The sequence below is a fragment of the Methylosoma difficile genome (assembly GCF_054657615.1).
Genome location: NZ_BAAHYJ010000002.1, coordinates 97,399 through 118,016 on the forward strand (window position 1 = coordinate 97,399; position 20,618 = coordinate 118,016).

Consider the following 20,618-nt stretch of genomic DNA (forward strand, 5'->3'; position numbering starts at 1 on the left):
ACAAAAGGGATGTCCTGTTTCTGGGACATCCCTTTTTTGTTTTCAGGGGTCAAGTTTGGTGGTAGGTAAGCTTAAATAGGGGTAACTGGGTGCTATTGTAATGGGTTTGGGGGGGGGCATCGTGTTGATGGTGCGCTTGCTTGCCTTTTCCCGTACCAGCAATATCGGTTCGCCGCCAGCCATCTCAATGGTAGGTTTGAGTGCTTTAGGTCGCCCGTTGCCGTTGTTTAGCTCCCACATAAAAAAGCCGATATTGGCGGTTATTAACAGCAAGCACAGCGCTTTCATTCTTGGCCTTTTAAAGTCAGGGCGAGTCCGCGTAAAACCAAGTCGGCATCGATTTGATAGTCAATTTGTAAACCTTCGGCAATTCGTTCGGCATCACCGCCGGTTAGCAATAAATGAAAGTTGCCAGATTGCCTTGCCAAGATCGCCTCTATTAAGCCGATGGCGGCAAATGCTGTGCCGCTGTCGATAGCCGCCTCGGTAAATTGGGCGGGTTGTAAGGCAAAGTCCTGTTGATAAAAACCCAGTGCTTGTGTGCCAGCCGCTAACGCTTGTTTCATTAATGTTAAGCCAGGGCAGATCAGCCCACCCAGATGCTGGCCTTCGCCATCCAACAAATCGACTGTGATGGCAGTGCCGCAATCGACCACACAGGTGGCCTGCTTGCCTTGCCTTGCCGCGATGAGTGCTAACCAACGGTCGACACCGAGTTTTTCGGGTTGTAAGTAGCCGCTTTTAACACCAAACCCTTGGGCTTGTGCCTGTGCGAACGATAGTTGGCTGGCAGGCCAAAGCATTTTGGCAACGGTCAGTACGCTGGCTAAACCTTGCGGTGAAGAAACGCTGGCAATGGCAACTTGTTGGGGGGCTGGCAGTGTTTGCCAGCATTGTATCAGCGCATCTTCGTTAAGATGTGCGTTGCTTAACGCCTCTTGTCGGGTTAATTTGCCCTGTTGCTCGTAAGCCCATTTGATGCGGCTATTGCCCATATCAATCAGCAAATTCATGCCACATTTCCACTGCTGAAACTGACTTCCCCAGAAGCATAAGCCTGCTGGCTGCCGTCGCTTTTTTTGAATAACAACAAGCCATTGTCGTCGATGCCTAAGACTTCGCCTGCCCATTGTTGGTTACCAATAAATAATTGGGCGGACTGGCCTTTAAGGCAATCGTAGCTGCGCCATTCTGCCAAATAGGCATCCAGGCCGGTGTTTTCAAAATGGGCGATGACTGGCAATAGTTCATCCAATAAGCACGCCGCCAATTGGTTGCGTGATACGTGTGCGGACAATTGCGCCAAGTCTGTCCATGCTTGCCCGATAACCGCTGCTTCTGCGGGCGCTAAAAATACATTTAAGCCAAGGCCAATCACCGCTGTGCAAGGACCGGCGCTTTCGCCGGAGACTTCAATCAAAATGCCACCGAGTTTTTTGCCTTGGCAGATTAAATCATTGGGCCATTTTAAGCCGACGCCATCAACACCACATTGTTTTAATGCCCGGATCACCGCCACACCTACCGCCAAGCTTAAGCCCGACAAGCCTGCCGGGCCGATCAGTTCATAGCGCCATAAAACGGATAAGTAAATGTTGCTGCCAAAAGGCGAAACCCATTGCCTGCCGCGCCGACCTTTGCCGGCGGTTTGTTGTTCGGCAAAACACGCCCAACCGCTGGCGGGCGATTGCTGGCCTATGTCTGCCAAATAGCTGTTGGTCGAATGGATGTGCTGGAAAATGGTTAAGTTTTGCAACAGATCTTGGTTGTCAGGTTTAAGGGCAGGGCGGATGAGTTCGGCATCTAAAAATTCTAGGAGCCGATCCAGCTTATAACCTTTGCCACGCACCGCAGCGTATGGCAAGCCCAGCTCTTCCAAGAGCGCCATTTGTTTCCAGACGGCTGAACGGCTGATGCCCAGTTGCTCGGCAAGCTCGCTGCCGGAGTGGAAATTGCCGTCTGCCAATAAGCTTAAAAGGGGATGTGGTTTTTCAGAAATGGACATAGTCAAGGCTAGATTGTGCTGCTGGAATGTTGGTCGCAAATAGCCTGTAAACTTTGTACGGCTTTGCCATATTCACTTTCCAGCGCCAGCAGTTGTGCTTCGATGTTTTGTAACTGTTGAGTTTTACCGGCTTCTTCGATGACTTTACAAATACCCGACAACTGGGTTGCGCCGACATTGCCGCTGATCGATTTTAAACCGTGTGCCAATTTACGTATGTTTTCAGCATCGTTGATTTTAATGGCTTCGTGCAGGCTGTGCAGGGTTTGTTCAGCGTTGGCTTGGAACAGGTCTTTTAAGCGCGCGATAAATTGCAGGTCTTCAGGGTTGTCCAAATTGAAGTTTTGTTTAATAAAGTTGATGTCAATTGCTGGAATGCTGAAAGAATACGCTTCATGCGCCGGCATGGATTGATGGGCTTCGGAAATTTGCAGCGGCGTGATAATTAAGTGTTCCGGCAACCATTTTTGCAAAACTTGATTAATGTCTTGGCGCGTAAAAGGTTTGGGAACCCAATCATCCATGCCGCTGGCTAAGCACTTGGCTTTGTCACCGACCAGCGCATGGGCGGTTAGGGCGACAATCGGCGTTTTGTCTTTGACTTGCAGATCGGCTTCAAAGTAGCGGATTTGCCGGGTGGCGGAATAGCCGTCCAGCACGGGCATTTGGCAATCCATGAACACCAAGTCGTAAGCTTTGTGTTTTAGGGCATCAATGGCTTCTTGACCATTGTTGGCAATATCCACTTCACAGCCAAAACCTTCCAGAAAACGTTTGGCAAGCACTTGGTTGGCGGGGAAATCTTCGGCGACTAAGATTTGCGCCCTAAATCGGCAATTAGGCAATAGGGTGACCTTGGGTGGTTTGCTGTCGCATTGTTCCAGATCTATCCAAAACCAAAACGTTGAACCTTTGCCGGGCTGGCTTTTGATGCCGATTTCACCTTGCATCAGCCTGACCAGTTGCTTGGCGATGGCAAGGCCCAATCCAGTACCGCCAAAGGCACGGGTCATCGAATTGTCGGCTTGCGAGAAGGAGTCAAAAATGGCGGCTTGTTTTTCTTTGCTGATGCCGATGCCGGTATCGGTAATTTCAAAATACAAACGTACCCTTTTTTTACTTAAGTTTTGCTGGGAAGCTGTTAAAACCACTTCGCCGCGTTCGGTAAACTTAACGGCGTTGCTCAGTAAGTTAACTAAAATTTGGCTTAGGCGGATGTGGTCGCCCGATAACAGCAATTCGCTTTCTTCAACATCGAGCCGATATGCCAACCCTTTAAGCTTGGCTTGAGAGGCTAATAATTCAAAACTGTCTTTGACCAATTCTTGGTAACTGAACGGATGGATATCCAAGCTAAGTTTGCCCGATTCTATTTTGGAAAAATCCAGCACGTCATTAATGACGCTCAGTAATAAAGCGGCAGATTGCCTCACAATGTCCAAGGATTGACGTTGGTCTCTGTTCAGTTCGCTGTCCGCCAAATATTCCGCCATCCCTAAGACCGCGTTCATCGGAGTTCTGATTTCGTGGCTCATATTCGCCAAAAATAGCGATTTGGCGCGGTTGGCGGCTTCGGCTTCTTCCTTGGCGGTCAAGGCATCGGTAACGGCATGGTTCAGTTCAATATTGGTTGAAGTCAATTCGGCGGTACGTTGCTGGACTTGCCATTCCAGGTTTTCGCGCTGTTTGTCCAGCTCTTGGTCGCGAACTTGAATTTCCGCCAACATGTCGTTGTAGACATCAACCAGCTGCCCGATTTCGTCTTGGCTGATGATGGGAACGCGTGCCGAGAAGTTTTTTTCGCTGGCGACGGTCTGCATGGCGCGCATCAGCCCTAGCAAGGGCAGGGTGAAGATTTTTTGTAGACGGTACGATACGTAAAAGATCATCAACAATGTAAACAGGACAATCAGCTTAACAATCAGATAGAAATTGTTAAGGAAAGACTCCAGCCGGCTTAAGTTTTCACTGATGTGCAGGCAGCCAATCCATTCCTGACCGTTAAATACTGGACGCAACAAGTGCATGTTGCCATTGTTGTCAAAATAGATTTTTTGGTAAAAGTTGCCGTTAATCGGCGTATTGGAGTAAAAGCCTAAAATTTCTTGGAAGGTTTTGTTGAGTTTGTATTCCAGCCAATTGGATGGGTGGATAAGGTTATTGTCGCTGACGGTAATGGCTTCAATAACCAACTGCCCAGGCAACGGGCGTTGGGTTTCTTTGTTTTGGCTTTGGGCATGGTATTGGGCAAAAACATTGCCGTTGGCATCATAAAGCGTGGCGCTGTCAACCGTGTTTTGTGTCCTTAAAATTTCCAAAGCTTCTACGGCGGCTTGCCTGTCTAAGAAAGTCAGGGTGCTGCTGCTGTTCCAAGCCACCATGTCGCCCAGAGAGGCGAGGTCTTGCTGGACTTGTTGTTTGCGGACAATGTATTCGTTGACTGAGATGGCGGAAGCGAAAAAAACTAAGGTCAATAGCGTGGTGATGCTGATCACGGCGATCAGCTTGCTACGCATGGGGGCATCACGGAAGCTGGTAATCACAATCTGGAAGAATGGTTGTGCCAGAAACGGTAAAAATCTTCCATACTCATGGGTTTGGCGAAAAAATAGCCTTGCAGGGTTTGGCAGCCGTTGATTTCAAAAAATTGCCGTTGCGCTTCGGTTTCTACGCCTTCGGCAATCACTTCAAGATTGAGGGTATGCGCTAAGGCCAAAATGGCGTTGACGATAGCAATATCTTCGGTTTTACCGGGCAATTCGCGGACAAACGATTTGTCGATTTTTAGGCTATCTAAAGGGAATTGTTTTAAATAGCTTAATGACGAATAGCCGGTGCCAAAATCATCCAAAGACAATTTGATACCTAGGTTTTTTAACGCCAGTAAAGTCGCCATCATTTTGACGCTTTGGCTCATAATGGTGCTTTCGGTCAATTCAAACACCAAACGTCCGGGGGAGGGTGTATATTCGGCAAAAATGCCTTCCAGCATGGGGATAAACTCAGCATGGCTGAATTGCAGGGCGCTGACGTTGACGGCGATGGTCAGATGGCCTAAGCCTTCTTGCTCAAACGCTTGCAATTGCAAACATGCTTGACGGATGACCCATTCGCCAAATTTTACGATCAGACCGTTTTCTTCGGCTAAGGGAATAAAACTATCGGGACGCAAAAAGCCCAATTCGGCGTTTTCCCAACGCAATAATGCTTCAATGCCGATGATTTCGCCGCTGTTGGCTTTGATGAGCGGTTCGTAATAAAGGCTTAGTTCATTATTGGTGACGGCTTTGTGCATGAGATTTTCCATGGTTTGCCGCAGCTGGGCTTTGGAAATCATGGACTCATGGAAAAATTGGTAATGGCCTTTGCCTGATTTTTTGGCGTGATACATTGCCACGTCAGCGTTTTTAAGTAAGCTGCTGGCGCTTTCGCCATCTCGCGGATAAAGGGCAATGCCGATACTGGCACCGCTAAAGATATACTGTCCATTGACCAAAAAGGGTTCTTGCAACCATTTTTGGATGTTTTCAGTGACGGTTGCAGCATCTTCAGGTTTGTTGATGTCATTGAGCAGAATGGTAAACTCATCACCGCCCAAGCGTGCCACTTCGGCATCGTAGGTGACATTCAGCACATAGCGCGAGCTGACATCGGCACGGCGCAGGCCGTCGGTCAGGCGTTTGGCAAAGGCTTGCAAGAAGGCGTCGCCAAAGCTGTGTCCATAGCAATCATTGATGCTTTTAAAGCCGTCCATGTCCAAAAAAAGCAGGGCAAATTGCTTTTGTTTAAGACTGGCTGATTCAAGCGTTTTACCCAGCAGCTCCAAAAAATAGCTGCGGTTTGGCAGGTTGGTGATAGTGTCGTAATAGGCCAGTTGGCGGACTTGGTTTTCGTGCTGTTTGCGGTCGGTAATATCTTGCAAAGTACCGGTCAGCCCCGTCAATTGGCCTTGCGGATTAACGACAATTTCAATTTGTTGTTCAACGAAACTGAGCCGCTTGTGTTCCGTGATGATTCGGTATTCAATGCTGACGTTTTGTCTTTTCTTGATGGCTGAGTCAAAGCCTTGTTCGACCAATTGCCGGTCATCCGGGTGGATCATGCCCAAAAAGGTCAGCAAGTCGGGGTGGTTGTCATGGGCTTCAAGCTTGAAAATATCGAAGACTTCATCCGACCAATACAAACTGTTGGTGTGCATGTTCCATTCCCAATTGCCGAGCTTGGCCATTTGCTGGGCTTTGCTTAAGCGGGCTTGGCTGAGCTTTAATTGGTTAAGGACGCTGTTGGCCTTCACCATATAATGCAGTCGGTGGATCAGTACTTTCCAGTTGACGGGTTTGACAACAAAATCGGTGGCGCCGGCTTCGTAGGATGAGGCAATTTTATCGGCATCTTCATTGCCGGTGACCATTAAAATGGGGATGCTTTTGCCTTCCGGTAGGCTGCGGATGGTTGAGCAGGTGGTGAAGCCGTCCATATCGGGCATGTCGATGTCGACCAATACAATGCTGGGCAAATGGATTTTGAACGCGTCGACGCCTTCCTGGCCGTTAAAGGCGGAGATTAGCTTAAATCCATCTGACGACAATTGCCGTTCTGCCCATAAATGCAGAGTTTGGTCGTCATCAATAACAAGCACCAGCAATGACTCGGCTGTCATGATCCTTCTAAGCGATAAAATTGTGAACTTTTATACAAAATGATAATACCTAAATATAGCTTTTTTATCCATTGGTGCAGGGATTTATTGTTTGTCGGCATTGGGCTTGTCATGTATATTTCATTCAAGCTTTACCGTTACCGTTGTTGTTCCGCGAAAGCGGGTGCATCGGTTAATGTTGCCCTAAACCCTAACCACCAAAGGATATAGCCGAAGCTGTTTTTGCAAGCGCATAATTGAGTAGGCCACACATGGTTCGTGTTATTTCCAAGATCATTACCTCCGTTGTCTTTAGTGTCGCCGGCAGTTTGCTGGCGTGTTCCACACAGATCACCCCTATTGCAAACCCTGTTGTCGTGCCAGCCCATTTTTCCGCTTCCGGCACAGTGGTGGTTGCTGAAAAATGGTGGCAAGCCTTTCACGACGATGCCTTAAACCATTTGTGCGAACAGGCGTTGGCGCACAATTTTTCTTTGTTGGCAGCGTTCAACCGGCTGGAGCAGGCACGGGCGATTGCCAAAAAAAGCGGGTCTGGCTTGGTGCCGCAGCTGAGCGCCTCGCAAAGCGACAGCCAAACCTTGACCGAACCCAGCGGCAATAATGCCAGCATCGGCTGGGTAGCCAGTTATGAACTCGATTTATGGGGGCGTATCCGTAGCGCCCGCAATGCAGCTGCGCTGGATGCACAAGCTTCGCAACAAGATGTCACCAGCGCCGCCATTGCCATCACCGCCAGCATTAGCAGCACTTGGTTTCAGATTATCGAACAACGCCAGCAATTGGCTTTGTTGGATCGGCAAATTCAAGTCAACGACAACAACGTCAAATCGTTGGCTGCTCGTTTTGCGGGCGGACAAGCCACCGCTGCCGATGTCTTCCAGCAAAAGCAATTGTTGGAATCGGTCAAAGGTAGCCGCTTGACGGTGGTTGCCAATCTTAAGGTTTTGGAAAACCAGCTGGCTGTTTTGCTGGGTGTTGCCCCCGGCACGATTGAATTTGCCGAAGCCTTACAATTCCCTGCTTTGCCGGCGTTACCAGCCACCGGCTTAAGTGCCGACTTGATGCAACGCCGCCCGGATGTCCGCAAAGCCACTCTGCAAGTGCAAGCTGCCGACCAGCGGATTGCCTCTGCGATTGCCGAGCGCTTGCCCAAGCTGAGTTTGTCGGCTGGCGTGTCTACCAATGGCACGGATTTGCAGCCATTGTTCAACAATTGGTTGGGAACGATTGCCGGAAATTTGCTGACGCCTTTGGTTGATGGTGGTTTTCGGGTTGCAGAAGTCCAGCGCAATGAAGCTGTTGCCGCCGAAGCCATGAATCTGTACGCCAACACTTTATTGACCGCCGTCCAGGAAGTCGAAAACGCCTTGGTACAAGAACGCCAACAACAGTTGCTGGTGGTGAACCTAGGCAAGCAAGTTGAGTTCGCCAAACTCGCCAGTGAACGAATCAATATGCGATATGTCAACGGCGCAAGCGATTATTTGCGCTGGCTATCGGCTTTGCTGAGCCAGCAAAGCTTGGAACGCAGCCTGATTACTGCCGAACGGCAGCTGCTTGACTACCGAATTGCCCTCTACCGCGCCTTATCGGGCGGCTTTCCGATCAACCAAAATCCTGCATGAAGAACCTTTTAAAACTGCTGCCAGCATTGCTGATAATTCTCGTGGCGGGCGCGGTGTCCGCCTATTGGCTAAGCCACAAACCCCGTGCCGAACGTGCGCCTGTCAAAGCGGTCTTGCCGTTGGTGGACGTGTTGCAACCCAAAGCGGCAGACTTCCAAACCACCATTGAGGTTATGGGCAACGTTATTGCTTCGCAAAGCGTCAATTTAACGCCCCGCATTAGCGGGATGGTAATTGGCATCGGCGCCAATTTTATTGAAGGTGGCTTGCTGAAAGAAGGCGAACAACTGGTCGAGTTAGACCCGACCGATTTTCTATTGGCGATTAAGCAAAGCGAAAATGACCTTGCCAAAGCGCGCTACAACTTGCAAGTGGAACAAGGCCAGCAAGCCATTGTACGGCGCGAGTTTCAGCTGCTAGGCCAAGACCTGAAAGCCCAAGAGCAGGATTTGGTGCTGCGCAAACCGCATCTGCAAGCCGCCCAAGCGGCGGTTGCTGCTGCCGAAGCGTCGCTTAAACAAGCCCATCTGAATTTGGAACGCACCAAACCGGTCGCGCCTTTCAATGCCATCATCACCACCCGCAACGCCAACCTTGGCGCGTGGATGTCGGCGTTTTCAACCGGTACGCCGTTGGCTAAATTGGTGGGTACCGACACGTTTTGGGTGAATGTATCCGTGCCGGTTGATAAATTGCGCTGGATTAAAATTCCTGGCATCAACAGCCAGCAAGGCTCGCCCGTTAAAATCAGCTACGAAACCGGTTGGGGCAAAGATGTCTACCGCGATGGTGTGGTCAAACGCCTGCAAGCGGAACTGGAACCCGAAGGCCGCATGGCAAAATTGATTATCGAAATCGATGATCCGCTGGTGTTGAAAGCCGCCAATAAAAAGTTGCCACCACTGATGCTGGGCACTTATGTGCGCGTCGATATTCCGGGTACTGTGCTAAAAGACGCCATTGAACTGCCCGATGCGATTGTCCATGACGGGCAATATTTATGGCTGCTCACTCCCGAACAAACCTTGGACATCCATCCCATCCAACCCCTTTGGCACGACCACGGCAACATCTACCTCAGCAAAGCCCAATTGCCTGAAGGTGCTAAAGTCATCATCAGCGACTTGTCCGCACCGGTGCAGGGCATGGCGTTACGGACGGCAGCCGCACATGATTGAGGCAGGCGTAGGTTGGGTTGTTTGCAACCCAACATCAAGGGCTTCGATGTGTTGGGTTAACGATAAAGCTGTTAACCCAACCTACTCGACTCAGATTGATCCGAAGAGGAGGTAATAACGATGCGTCTGATCGATTTAAAAAAAGCGTCAGCAGTTTCAATTCACTTTGTTCTTCCTGAGGAAGTTAACGCGACTGGTCTGGCCTCTCTAGGATTGGAAGTAATGGAGGGATCGGTAGCGGATGTAAGGACAAACCTAGAGTTGTTTGCTGTTGTTGCAACCGCCATGAAGTTTCCAGACTATTTTGGAAATAACTGGGATGCTCTTAACGATTGTCTGACTGATATGGAATGGTGGTTGCCATCGGGTGGTTATTTGTTGGTTCTGCGAAATGGTGCTAAAGGCTGGTCTCAAAGTTCATATGTGCTGGGGCGTTTCGTGACTAGCTGGTTAGCGGCAGCTGAGTATTGGACGGAAAACCGAATACCATTCCATTTAGTGTTTGTGATGTAAGACCGTAAGGCGCAATAACCAACGGGCATTGCGCCGAATTTGAAATCCCATGTGGCGGCTAACACCATTGAATTAAGCGTCTGGATGGGCGAAATCCCCTTGGCGGCGATTGACCAAGATGGCTCCTGGGCATTGTTCGGCATTTATTTCATCGAGCCGGGTAGGGTACGAGTATCGTAGGTTGGGTTGCATGCTTTTCGCAACCCAACATCAAGGGCTTCGAGGTGTTGGGTTAACGGTAAAGCTGTTAACCCAACCTACCCGTCTACGTAAATATTATTTTCCAATAAATTATCTATATTAATCATCAATATGTTTTGCAAACCGCAGAAAGGGTTGTGTTAAGTCAGTGAATAGTGAAGAAAAACTCAGCCCTTCCGCCAAACGCGGCATTATCAGCTGGATGGCGCGCCATTCGGTGGCGGCCAATTTATTGATGCTGCTGTGCATTTTAGGCGGTCTGCTCTTTGCCACGCGCATCCGCCAAGAGGTGATGCCCGATTACTCGCTGGACAAAATCAGCATTGCCACGGTTTACCCCGGTGCCAGTCCTGCGGAAATTGAAAGCGGTGTGCTGTTGCCGATAGAAAACGCCATCAGCGGCTTGGATGGTATTGAAGAGGTCAACAGCGTTGCTAAAGAAAACCAGGGCCAGGTGTTGGTTGATGTGGTCAGCGGCAGTGATATTCAGCAATTGGCGCAAGACATCCAAAGCGAAGTCAACCGTATCAGCACCTTTCCTGAGGATGCCGAGCAACCCAAAGTGACCATCATGGCGCTGAAGCGTTTGGTGGTGTCGATGGTGTTGTACGGGCAAGTGTCCGATAAGGTGCTGCAAGAATTGGCGGAGCAATTCCGCGACCAGCTTTTGCAAGATAAAGACGTGACCCGTGTCGAGCTGGCAGGGGTGCGACCGCAGCAAATCAGCATTCATGTGCCGCAAGAAAATCTGCGCCGCTACAAACTGTCGCTGAACGACATTGCCCTGCGCATCAATGCCGCCAGCCTCGACTTGCCGGGCGGCAGCGTCAAGACCAGTACCGGTGAAATCCTCATCCGCATGAAAGAGCGCAAAGATTTCGGTCAGCAATTTGCGCGTCTGCCCATCATCACCACCAGCAATGGCAGCCAAGTGCTGTTGGGCGACATCGCCACCCTTGACGATAGTTATGACGATACCGATTACCACGCCACTTACAACGGGCAACCGGCGGTAATGGTGCAGGTGTATCGGGTGGGCGAACAAACCCCGATTGGCGTGTCCGATGCCGTGAAGCGTCAGATTGCCCGCGTGCAGCCGGAATTGCCTAAAGGCATCAACGCGGAAATCCGTTATGACGGCTCGGTCGATTACCAATTGCGTCTGGATTTTTTGCTGAACGACAGTTTGCAAGGCTTGGTGCTGGTCATTGTGATGCTGGCGATTTTCTTGGAAATCCGCTTGGCTTTGTGGGTGATGGTGGGTATTCCCATTGCCTTTTTTGGCTCGTTCTTGATTTTGCCAATGCTGGGGGCGACCATCAACATGGTGTCGCTGTTTGCCTTTATTATCGCGTTGGGCATTGTCGTGGATGATGCCATCGTCATTGGCGAGAACGTCTACCATTACCGCCAGCAAGGCATGTCACCTATGCAAGCTGCGATTAAAGGCGCGCAAGAGATGGTTGCGCCGGTGACCTTCAGTATCCTTATCAATATCGCCACTTTTGTACCGCTATTGTTTATGCCGGGCGAAATCGGCAAGATTTTTTACGCAATTCCGCTGGTGATTATCAGCGTGTTCGCAATGTCCTTGGTGGAAAGCTTGCTGATTTTGCCCAACCATTTGGGGCATCTGCAGGAAGATGTCGAACGCCGTGGTGTGTATTTGTGGGTATACACACACCAGCAACGCTTTAGCCGCGCCTTTGTGCATTGGGTGCGGCACAGTTACGGCGGTTTTCTCAATAACGTGCTTAAGCACCGTTATCTGACCATTGTTGCTGCGGTGGTGCTGTTGATGTGTGTGTATTCCTATCTCATCAGCGGGCGCATGGGCATGACGTTGTTCCCCAAAACCGAAGCCGATTATGCCAATGTCACTGTTACCTTGCCTTACGGTACGCCCATCGCCAAAACCAAAGCCGTGGTTGAACGTTTGGTGGGCGCGGCGCGCACGGTGCAAGCCGCTGTGCCTGAGGGTGATCAGTTGGTGAAAGGCATTTTTGCCGAAATTGCCAAAAAAGGCAGCCATTTGGCGGAAGTGCGTGTGTATCTGGCACCGCCCGATGTGCGCCAAGATATTATGAGTACCGACGAATTTACCAACCGCTGGCGTGACGCCACCGGCGAAGTGGTCGGTGTGGATTCGCTGACTTTTGAATCCGATTCCGGTGGCCCGGGTTCGGGGTCGGCGATCACCGTTGAATTGAACCATCGCAATTTACAAACCTTGCAACAGGCCAGTAATGAACTGGCGGATGTTTTACGTTCGTACACGATGGTTAAAGATGTTGATAACGGTTTCAGCTTGGGCAAGCAGCAATTGGATTTTACCGTGCTGCCGGAAGGCAAAAGCTTGGGCTTGACGGCGCAAAGCGTGGCGCGGCAAGTGCGGAATGCCTTTTATGGCGCGGAAGTGTTGCGCCAACAACGCGGACGTAATGAATTGAAAGTGCTGGTGCGTTTGCCGCCTGAAGAGCGGGTTTCCGAAGATAATATCGAAGATTTGCTGATTTGGACGCCGACCGGCAAAGAAATCCCGCTGCGCGAAGTCGTGCAAATCAGCCGCAGCCACGCCGATACCGAAATCAACCGCCGTAACGGTCGGCGCAATGTGCAGGTCAAAGCCGACAGCACACCGCGCAGCAAGGCGGGCGACATCCGCAACGATTTGGAAATGGATGCGCTGCCGCGTTTGGCGGCGAAATACCCAGGGCTGAATTACAGTTTTGAAGGCCGTCAAGCCGATATGAGCAAAAGTGTGGCGACGCTTGGCAGCAGTTTCTTGCTGGCCTTGGTGGTGATTTACGGCTTGCTGGCGATCCCTTTCAAAAGTTACAGCTTGCCGCTGATTGTCATGGTCAGTATTCCGTTTAGCGTGATTGGCGCGGTGATCGGGCATTTCATTATGGGTTACGATTTAAGCATCTTAAGCTTGTTCGGCATTGTCGCCTTGGCGGGCGTGGTGGTGAATGACGCGCTGATCTTGATCGACCACGCCATTTATCTGCGCGCCACCAGCGACAAACCGGCAATAGAAATCATCCACGCAGCTGTCACCCAGCGTTTCCGGCAAATTGTTCTCACTACGCTAACTACCTTTGGCGGCTTGGGGCCGATGATTATGGAAACCTCGCGCCAAGCTAAAACGCTGATCCCGATGGCAATTTCCATCGGCTTTGGCAGCATTTTCGCCACCTTGATTACACTGGTGCTGATTCCGTCTTTGTATGTGGTGGCGGATGATGTCCGTCAAGCGTTTAAGCGTTGGCAGATGCGCAGGGCTTAATAACTTATTGATTGGATTATTAATCATCACCAAAATTTGCACACAGTACCCTAATCATACTATGTGCAAATTTTGGTGACGATTAATAAACCCAGCTCCAAGACAAGGTGATCGCGCCATTTTCCTGAAAGTTAAACAGATTGCTTTTGCTATCGCCGCCGATAATGGGGTTGACGCCCCAATTGTCATAGGTCAGTGAGAACTTAAAGGGACGCGAGTCGGCATATCCAAAACCATAAGACCAGTTTAAACCGTCGCTGCTGAGCAGGTTTTTTTGCAAACCTGCGCGGATAAACCAATGCTCTACTGGCGACCAAACCCAAGTGGTGGAGATGGAAGGATCGCCTTTAATAGGGAGCGTGACTGCCGCCGAACCGTTGAGATGATAGGGTTTTAAAAAGTCGGCAACAAATTTATAACCTAAGTTAAGGCTGGCTTTATCAAAGCCTAAGCCATCCTTAGGAAGGATAGGCCCCCAGTTGTTCAGCTGTAATGAGAAGGTACCTGGATGCCAATCATCATAGCCAATTCCCCACGCATAACTAAACTGTCCATCGCCAGGGTAGTAACCGTAATTGGCACCGCCACGTACCGAAAAGTGTGAAAACGGTTGCCAGCTGATATTGCCACCGACCGCCATTGCCCCCGTTAATTTGGCACGATGATAAAAGTTGCCCGCCAAACCGTAGCCATTTTTGCTAGGTAAAGGCAGGGGGGCGGAAGCATTGGCATTGGCGGAACCCAAGCCGGGCGAGACTGTTTCGGCTTCTTGCTTGGGTGGCGGCTCGTAAGTATCCAAGGCAATTTTTAAAAGCGTGATTTTTGCCGGTTTGGTTGCCTTGGCTGGCTTAGGTTTCGATGCTGGCTTGCTGGTTTTGGGTGGGATTGGCGTAGAAGGTATTTGGGCTTGCGCGATTTGTTGGTTGTAAGAAGGTAAGGGTGGTGCTGGCAGAATGATGGGGTTTGCTACGGATGCCGGCTTTTTTCCGCCGCTGCCAATACCACTAAGATTTGTTTTTGCTGAGGATGGTTTGGCGGCCTGTCTTGTTGGCACACTGGGATTTTTGGCCTTACTCAGTCGGGCGGTCTGTTCCGCACGGGTAATTTTGGACAGGCTTTGATTGGCTTGCTGATCTGGTTGGCATTTTGCTTGCCATTGGTAAGGGTAAGGATGGCTGGAGGGCGTTGCTTCGTCGCGTGTTTGCAGTTCGCCATACGCGGGCAGTCCTGAACGGTTGTCCTCTTCGTACAATTTACCGGTGTCAGGATGGGGAAAACATTGTTGCTGGTAAAGCCTAAATACCAGCTCTTCTTGTAGACGCGGCCAAATGGCAGTGTCTTGTAGCGTTTTTGGAATATAGCGGTTGTGTGGGTCGGTACTTAAAAATCCCCAAATACCAAACCCGTGTTTTTTGAGCGGAAACGGGTCTATTGCTTCTAATTGGGAGACATGTCCGTCACTATCAAGGATGAGGTCATGGATTTTGCCATTCACCAGCATTTGACAATAGTTCCATTGCAAAACAGGGATTTCCGCCGCTTCCTGTAAGCTCGGGTAGCGTTGTAGGGTGTTGTAAAGCACTTGCAGGAGAATATCGACCGATGCTGCATACAGTAACGCATGTTGTTCGGCTTTTAGATTTTCGCTGGGAATGCCAAAGGGTTGGGATGATAAGGCTGTCAGTTCCTTAAGTAAAACAGCCGCTTCTTGCTCGGTTTGTACACATTCCAATTTTTGCGCCAATGTCAGCAAGGCTGATTGCTGGGTGTCGGCTTGGCAAGTTCCGGCGGCAATGGCGAACGCAACTGTTAACCCAAGAACCCCATGCCTTTTCCCCCTCTCCATAAGTTTAACTGTCGTTTATGGCTTACATTGCTTGGTGCAGGTGTTGGAGCCTGGCAGGCATTTATCTTTGTTGGCAGGGTCTTCCAAGACTTCTTTAGGGAAAGTCAGACCTTGGTTGCAGTTGCGGCAAAGCCGGTTTAGCGAGCCGTATTTTTTAAACAACATGGCAGACAGAATGACGCCGTTGGTGTTGCTGGTAATAATGTCGTTATAGCCCAAGCCTTTTTCATAAATGCCCGAATACCAACCGCGTTCTGGGTCGTAAGCGCTGCTAATAGTGTCTTCCAGTACCGCGCTGTATTCATCTTGCGGATACAACAAAGCCATTGATAAGGCCGCTTTAGTGGAGACACTTTTCAGCTTGTCCATATCCAATCCGGTGTCGGTAATAGTGTTCCAAGGTGATCCGGCAGCAAAAATGGTGTTGTAAACGAATGACGGTTTGCGGTCGACGTTATCTTCAGAAACGGCGGTCACTTGTCCGGTGCGTTGCCAGCGGCGTTTTTGCACTTCAAAAATATTGTTGGTGAGTTGGGTATTTTCCTCGTCGAAGCCGTGTTCGAACACATCCATTACATACGATTCAGTGACGACATAATTGTAAGCGCCGAGTTTGCGCGGGTCGCGCATATCGTAAGCAATCGGCACATCGTAAATATTGATGCTGGTGGCGAATTGGTTTTTGTAGGTAGCGGAAATGCTTTGGTCAAAGCCAAACTGCTGGAACATTTTTCCCGCATATTGCTCGTAACCCAAACGCCCTTCTTGCAAGATGATGACTTTTTTAGTGACAGGATCACGCGCCAAGCCATTCATTTGCCCATCTTTTATCAGGTTGCAAAATTTCCAACGGGTAATGACGTTACGCGCCGCTAAAGCATGTTTAGGATGGGTGCAGGCCAATATGTTCAACCATGAGCTGAGACGTGCCAAGTCCAGTGTGGAAACGCCGATGCCTTCTTCAGAGACTTGGTTTTTGTAGTTCACCATGTCGCCGTTTTCGGTGTTGTACACTTTGTTGGGGGCTTCGTTATTGAACAGCTTTATTTCCGACAAAGTACCCAGCATGATGACCACGCGATCATCGAATTCTTTTTGGTTAATTAAGCCCAGGTCGAAAGCCGCGATGGTGGCGGCCAAGGTCGAGCCAGTATCCCACATGGTGGTAGACGGGTAACGGTCGGCGGCATTGACCAGCCCGGTTTTTTTCTGGTAATTGTTTTCGAAGTATTTCCAAGCAATCCGTGCTTTATCCATATCTTGTTCGCACAAGGGGTTGCCTGCGCCCAAACAGGCTTTTGCCGGGTTTTGATAGACCGGACACGCCAACAAGGTGGTTGTAGCATTGGTTTGAGTGCTTGGTGATTGGTAGGCGATGGTTTGCTTAGACGGTGCAGAAGCAAAAATAATCAGCAACGCCAATAATAAGCCTGCCAGTAAGGTGAGTGCTGTCGAAAACCAACGCCGTTTTAATAGCAAGGCCATGCCACCTTTGTAGGTGGCGTAACGGTTTTTGATATAAGCATCTAACTTTTTGCCAGTTGACGATGGCGAGTCTTGTTCGGAATTGGGATTATTTGCCATGGGAGAGCCTGCGCTTAGTTATCATGCGAGATTGAGTCTAGCAGCGGTTTGAGGATGACGGTGATTTTTGACACATCAACGCTGCCGTTGCCGTTTTTCCAAGCTCCTAAGACTGCATCGATAGGTGTCATCAAACCACGAAAACGCGCTTGTTCCGAAGTAAAAAAATCACCGGCTTTCCATAAAAGTTCTTTGGTGCTGAGCAACGTGGTATGTGCTTTAAACAAATCACCGGCTTTACGTAAGGCTTCGGCCTCGTCTATTTTTGCCAAAGCCGCCTGCACGGATTTTATTGCGAGCTTTTGCTTTTCTTCTTTGGCGATGCGTTCATTGACTTCCTTATGGAAAGCCGTCAACTCGGCTTGCAAGGCGTCCAATGTTTTTTGTTGTTTATCCAGTTGGGCTTGTAGTGGCGTCAATACCTGTTGCGATTCCGTTGTGCTGCGTAAGATCGCAGGCAGATGCCTTTCCAGGCTAATGACAGCGTCTGCCGCCAATACCAGGGTTGTCACCCACATGATTCGATACAGTCTGGTCATAAAATGAGCCTTTTGTTTGGGTTAGCGGTTAACTTCCATTTGCCCGATGTTAGCGAGGAATCCACTTAAATAAAAATTCTTGTTTGACCATGATCCAAACCGTTGCCAAAACCACCGTATGGATGGCGGTATTGATCCAGAAATTATGGTAGGCAGGAAAAGGCGTGTTACTGACTGCCAGCAATAAAAAAATATGGATAAAAAACACATACAAAGACGCTTGCCCCAGCGGAATCAAAAACCATCCGAAGACCCGTTGCAAGGGCTGCCAATAAACCGTCAGCAAGCTGTAAATACTGATGTACAGTACGATGATGTTGAGCAACCGCCCCACACCCAATTTGTATTTTTGGAAATAATTAAAATACAGATGCTCGAATTGGTTGGGTGGGATGAAGGAAAGCTTCGCCCATTCGGCAAAATCTTTTATCGGATGGTTCAAGGTAAAGACAATGAATGCCAAAGACAAGCCTATCGACGCATAAATGAGTTTTTTGCCAAGGCTTGTGGCGAAAAAATCCAACAGTTCTTTTTTGTAATAACCGGCGACAATGCCGTGGACATAAAGCAATTGCCATGCAATTGACGGAAACGCGTATTCAAATTGCGCACCGGTCAGACGGATTTCCGCGGTGGAGGGTTGCGAGTCGGGCGTGCCAAAATTGATGAGGTAAAGTATCCAGCTGATGCCCAAGAGTAGCGGGGTTTGTTTTTTCTGCAACATGAAAAACACGAGCGGTGTGACCACTGCGAACAGCACGACATAGAGCCCGATAATCTGGAACTGATGGGGCCCGCAGCGCAGCAACAAGGCTTGGCTGAGCAGATGGAAGATGTTGTCAGTGACAGGAGGGTACAACGGATAGTCAATATTGCGGTACGGATCATGGAAACTGGTGACCGCAGTCATATTCAAAAACGGCTGGTAACGCAATAGGCCGATCAGCAAGATCATAAACACATTCACCCGGTAAAGCTGGGATGCCCGGCTAAGCAATGCCGTCATACAAGACCCCAAGCCATCCCGTTGCATTTTTTTGCCATAAACCATCCCGACGACCATGCCTGAAAGCAAGACGAAAATTTCGGCGGTGGACACTACGCCTATGCGTTCCCAGCCGATGTACATGTATAAGGAAAAATAGTCGAAATGGGAAATCAGTAATAAGGGAATGACGAAGCCGCGCATTAAATCCAAGCGCAAATCTCGGGTGGCGGCAGTTTCTGGATAAGCCCAACGGCTAGGGAACAATTTCATAATAATCACTCCCTGTTAGTGTGATAAGGGGTATGGTGTTGATAGCAATAGGCTAATCAATCCAATCAACGAGGCATTCAGATCAATGGCATATTCGTTGGTGGCATAAGAGCGGGCATCGTCCACATAACTTAACGGGCCTTGATTTCTAGGGCCAATTCCCGATTGCTCCAACTCGTTAGGGCCACCCACCAATAATCCCGGTAATTTGCCGTTGATGGTTGATAAGAACAAATGGCTAGGATGCTTGACCGGATTCGTGCCTATGCCGGTCACAAAGGTTTGTTTGAAATGGTTGCGTCCAAAAATGTAATCCAGTTGCTCAATGGCAGCATCCAAATAAGCGCGGTCGCCGCTTAGGCGATAGGCATACAGCAAAATGACGCCTTCTTCAATGGTCAATTTATTGGAACTCCACACGAAACGTGCATTGGCGATGCGGTAGCCGCTGTTTTTTACGTTGGCTAACGTGGCTTTGGCGCGTTCCAAAACTTTCGCTTTGGCATCGTTACGCCAAGCTTCGTTACTGGGCATCGCCGGATGGAACAAAACATGGGCAAATGCCATGCTGGAGGGGTCTTTCCATTCAAACGGTGTGAGCGGGGCTTTCGGCAACACCTCGGCTACGTAGCTTTTATAAACATCTTTACCTGTAGTGATCAGCAATTCACTGGCAGCCCATAAACGGTCATCCCAGTCGTACAACAACGATTCGTCATTGTCGGTTTTGTTGTACATGTAGGGCCCAGAGCCTTTGTTGTCACCTTCTTTAAAATCAAATTGCTGGTCTTTTACCGTTGCCAAATACTGCCAAGCTTTTTCGGCGGCGGCGATATAACGCGCCGCTAACTCGGGCTGGCTAGCTTGATAGATACGTGCCGCCATTGCCCATGCGCCTGCCGCTTTGGCGGTTTCTGGCGTGGTAATGCCGTAGATGAAACGCGGTTGCTGGTCTTGGTCGGGTGTTAAGCCTTTAGACCAGATTTCGCCCGATAATTTTCGGTAAACCGCGCCATCGGCACGTTGCATGGTCAACAGCCAATCGAGTCCAACCTGCATTTCATTCAGGACATCGGCTCGTTTATTACCGCTTTCGGGAATATCTAACGCCATATCTGTGAAGAAGTTAGGATGGGCTTCATAAACGGCAAGGATACGCCCGACAACTACCGCCGTTGTCGCGACATATTTACCGTAATCCCCGGCATCGTGCCAACCACCGACACTGCCAACTTCGTCACCGGCTTTGTGGATTGGGTCATCGTGCTTAATGCGGGCATCGTGCAAATGGCAGGCTTCGTGCCGCAAACCGGTTGCCGCATCGTCAATTTTCACGCCGCAACGCTGTAAATAGTAGGATCGCAATAGCAGTTTGAGGGGTTCTTGGTAGACATCATCAGCAATCTGGAAAGGTGCAGACTCTAATTTGCCGACACGGAGCCAATAGCGTCCTTTGGCGTTGAAAGCTGAAAAGTTGATAGTTTGGATACGGTCACCTGTTTGCAGGTCTTTTTGTTCTGCCCCGACGGTTGTTTTGAAAACACTTTTTTTATTGTCGGCGTTGATGATTTCGACTTCTTTAGCCTTTTGGTCGGGATTGATAAGCAAAGCGGTTTTAGGCCAAGCGGGTAAATAGCCGACTTGGTTGACTGCAATGCTATTGGCTTCGACCGCACCAATTGCCAGTGAATTGACGATTATGGCGGTGAGATGGCTTAGTTTCATGAATGTCCCCGATTGAGATGGTTGAATGGGGCGCGGCGGGAAGCCGCACATTGTGGGTTACAGGTCTTCCCATACATCTTTACGGATTTGTTTGTCTTTTGAAACGACAGTGTTAGATTTTTTAGCCGTTTAAACAACCCGCACTCAAGGTAAACCAGCAATCTTTCTTGAGTTTAGTCATCATCCCTTAGGAAA

At 49.5% G+C, this 20,618-nt stretch carries 15 protein-coding genes; 5 read left to right on the forward strand and 10 right to left on the reverse strand.

All coding sequences use genetic code 11. From position 1 onward, the window contains the following. Positions 1 to 42: 42 nt before the first annotated feature. Genes ACYQ1O_RS05930 through ACYQ1O_RS05950 form a run of 5 tightly spaced genes read right to left on the reverse strand, consistent with a single transcriptional unit; the run spans position 43 to position 6,665 of the window. Positions 43 to 288: a hypothetical protein gene (locus tag ACYQ1O_RS05930; RefSeq protein ID WP_459990732.1), complete on the reverse strand. Its 246-nt coding sequence runs from the start codon at positions 286 to 288 to the stop codon at positions 43 to 45. Further along, positions 285 to 1,013 carry a type III pantothenate kinase gene (locus ACYQ1O_RS05935; RefSeq protein ID WP_459990733.1) on the reverse strand — a complete coding sequence of 243 codons (729 nt, stop codon included), beginning with the start codon at positions 1,011 to 1,013 and terminating at the stop codon, positions 285 to 287. Before ACYQ1O_RS05935 ends, ACYQ1O_RS05930 begins: the two co-directional genes overlap by 4 nt. Beyond that, the gene (gene birA / locus ACYQ1O_RS05940; protein WP_459990734.1) at positions 1,010 to 2,005 is read right to left on the reverse strand and encodes a bifunctional biotin--[acetyl-CoA-carboxylase] ligase/biotin operon repressor BirA; all 996 of its coding nucleotides are present in this window, start codon (positions 2,003 to 2,005) and stop codon (positions 1,010 to 1,012) included. Before birA ends, ACYQ1O_RS05935 begins: the two co-directional genes overlap by 4 nt. A gap of 8 nt (positions 2,006 to 2,013) precedes the next feature. Then, positions 2,014 to 4,521 (reverse strand): ATP-binding protein, encoded by a 2,508-nt coding sequence (locus ACYQ1O_RS05945; protein ID WP_459990735.1) that lies wholly within the window; start codon positions 4,519 to 4,521, stop codon positions 2,014 to 2,016. A 23-nt stretch (positions 4,522 to 4,544) separates the two neighbouring features. Next, entirely contained in the window at positions 4,545 to 6,665 is a 2,121-nt protein-coding gene (locus ACYQ1O_RS05950) for a two-component system response regulator (RefSeq protein WP_459990736.1), read from the reverse strand. Positions 6,666 to 6,916: 251 nt separating this feature from the next. Here ACYQ1O_RS05950 and ACYQ1O_RS05955 point away from each other — a divergent pair, with 251 nt between their 5' ends. The 5 genes from ACYQ1O_RS05955 to ACYQ1O_RS05975 all read left to right on the forward strand — a co-directional run bounded on the left by ACYQ1O_RS05955 (position 6,917) and on the right by ACYQ1O_RS05975 (position 13,471). Beyond that, positions 6,917 to 8,290, forward strand: a complete 1,374-nt coding sequence (locus tag ACYQ1O_RS05955) for an efflux transporter outer membrane subunit (RefSeq protein ID WP_459990737.1) — start codon at positions 6,917 to 6,919, stop codon at positions 8,288 to 8,290. Then, positions 8,287 to 9,468 carry an efflux RND transporter periplasmic adaptor subunit gene (locus ACYQ1O_RS05960; protein ID WP_459990738.1) on the forward strand — a complete coding sequence of 394 codons (1,182 nt, stop codon included), beginning with the start codon at positions 8,287 to 8,289 and terminating at the stop codon, positions 9,466 to 9,468. Before ACYQ1O_RS05955 ends, ACYQ1O_RS05960 begins: the two co-directional genes overlap by 4 nt. Before the next feature lie 120 nt (positions 9,469 to 9,588). Next, entirely contained in the window at positions 9,589 to 9,981 is a 393-nt protein-coding gene (locus tag ACYQ1O_RS05965) for a barstar family protein (RefSeq protein WP_459990739.1), read from the forward strand. A gap of 39 nt (positions 9,982 to 10,020) precedes the next feature. Then, on the forward strand, positions 10,021 to 10,161 hold the full coding sequence (locus ACYQ1O_RS05970) for a hypothetical protein (RefSeq protein ID WP_459990740.1): 141 nt from the start codon (positions 10,021 to 10,023) through the stop codon (positions 10,159 to 10,161). A gap of 169 nt (positions 10,162 to 10,330) precedes the next feature. Further along, a complete protein-coding gene (locus ACYQ1O_RS05975) occupies positions 10,331 to 13,471 on the forward strand; it encodes an efflux RND transporter permease subunit (protein WP_459990741.1) in 3,141 nt (1,046 codons plus the stop codon). An 82-nt stretch (positions 13,472 to 13,553) separates the two neighbouring features. On the opposite strand, the gene ACYQ1O_RS05980 is transcribed toward ACYQ1O_RS05975, so the two are convergent. The 5 genes from ACYQ1O_RS05980 to ACYQ1O_RS06000 are packed head-to-tail and all read right to left on the reverse strand — an operon-like array spanning position 13,554 to position 20,423. After that, the gene (locus ACYQ1O_RS05980) at positions 13,554 to 15,317 is read right to left on the reverse strand and encodes a hypothetical protein (protein ID WP_459990742.1); all 1,764 of its coding nucleotides are present in this window, start codon (positions 15,315 to 15,317) and stop codon (positions 13,554 to 13,556) included. A 15-nt stretch (positions 15,318 to 15,332) separates the two neighbouring features. Further along, positions 15,333 to 16,901 (reverse strand): DUF3131 domain-containing protein, encoded by a 1,569-nt coding sequence (locus tag ACYQ1O_RS05985; protein WP_459990743.1) that lies wholly within the window; start codon positions 16,899 to 16,901, stop codon positions 15,333 to 15,335. 14 nt (positions 16,902 to 16,915) lie between these two features. Continuing rightward, on the reverse strand, positions 16,916 to 17,440 hold the full coding sequence (locus ACYQ1O_RS05990; protein ID WP_459990744.1) for a hypothetical protein: 525 nt from the start codon (positions 17,438 to 17,440) through the stop codon (positions 16,916 to 16,918). A gap of 49 nt (positions 17,441 to 17,489) precedes the next feature. Next, the gene (opgC, locus tag ACYQ1O_RS05995) at positions 17,490 to 18,698 is read right to left on the reverse strand and encodes an OpgC domain-containing protein (protein ID WP_459990745.1); all 1,209 of its coding nucleotides are present in this window, start codon (positions 18,696 to 18,698) and stop codon (positions 17,490 to 17,492) included. 15 nt (positions 18,699 to 18,713) lie between these two features. Then, entirely contained in the window at positions 18,714 to 20,423 is a 1,710-nt protein-coding gene (locus ACYQ1O_RS06000; protein WP_459990746.1) for a glycoside hydrolase family 9 protein, read from the reverse strand. Positions 20,424 to 20,618: the final 195 nt, after the last annotated feature.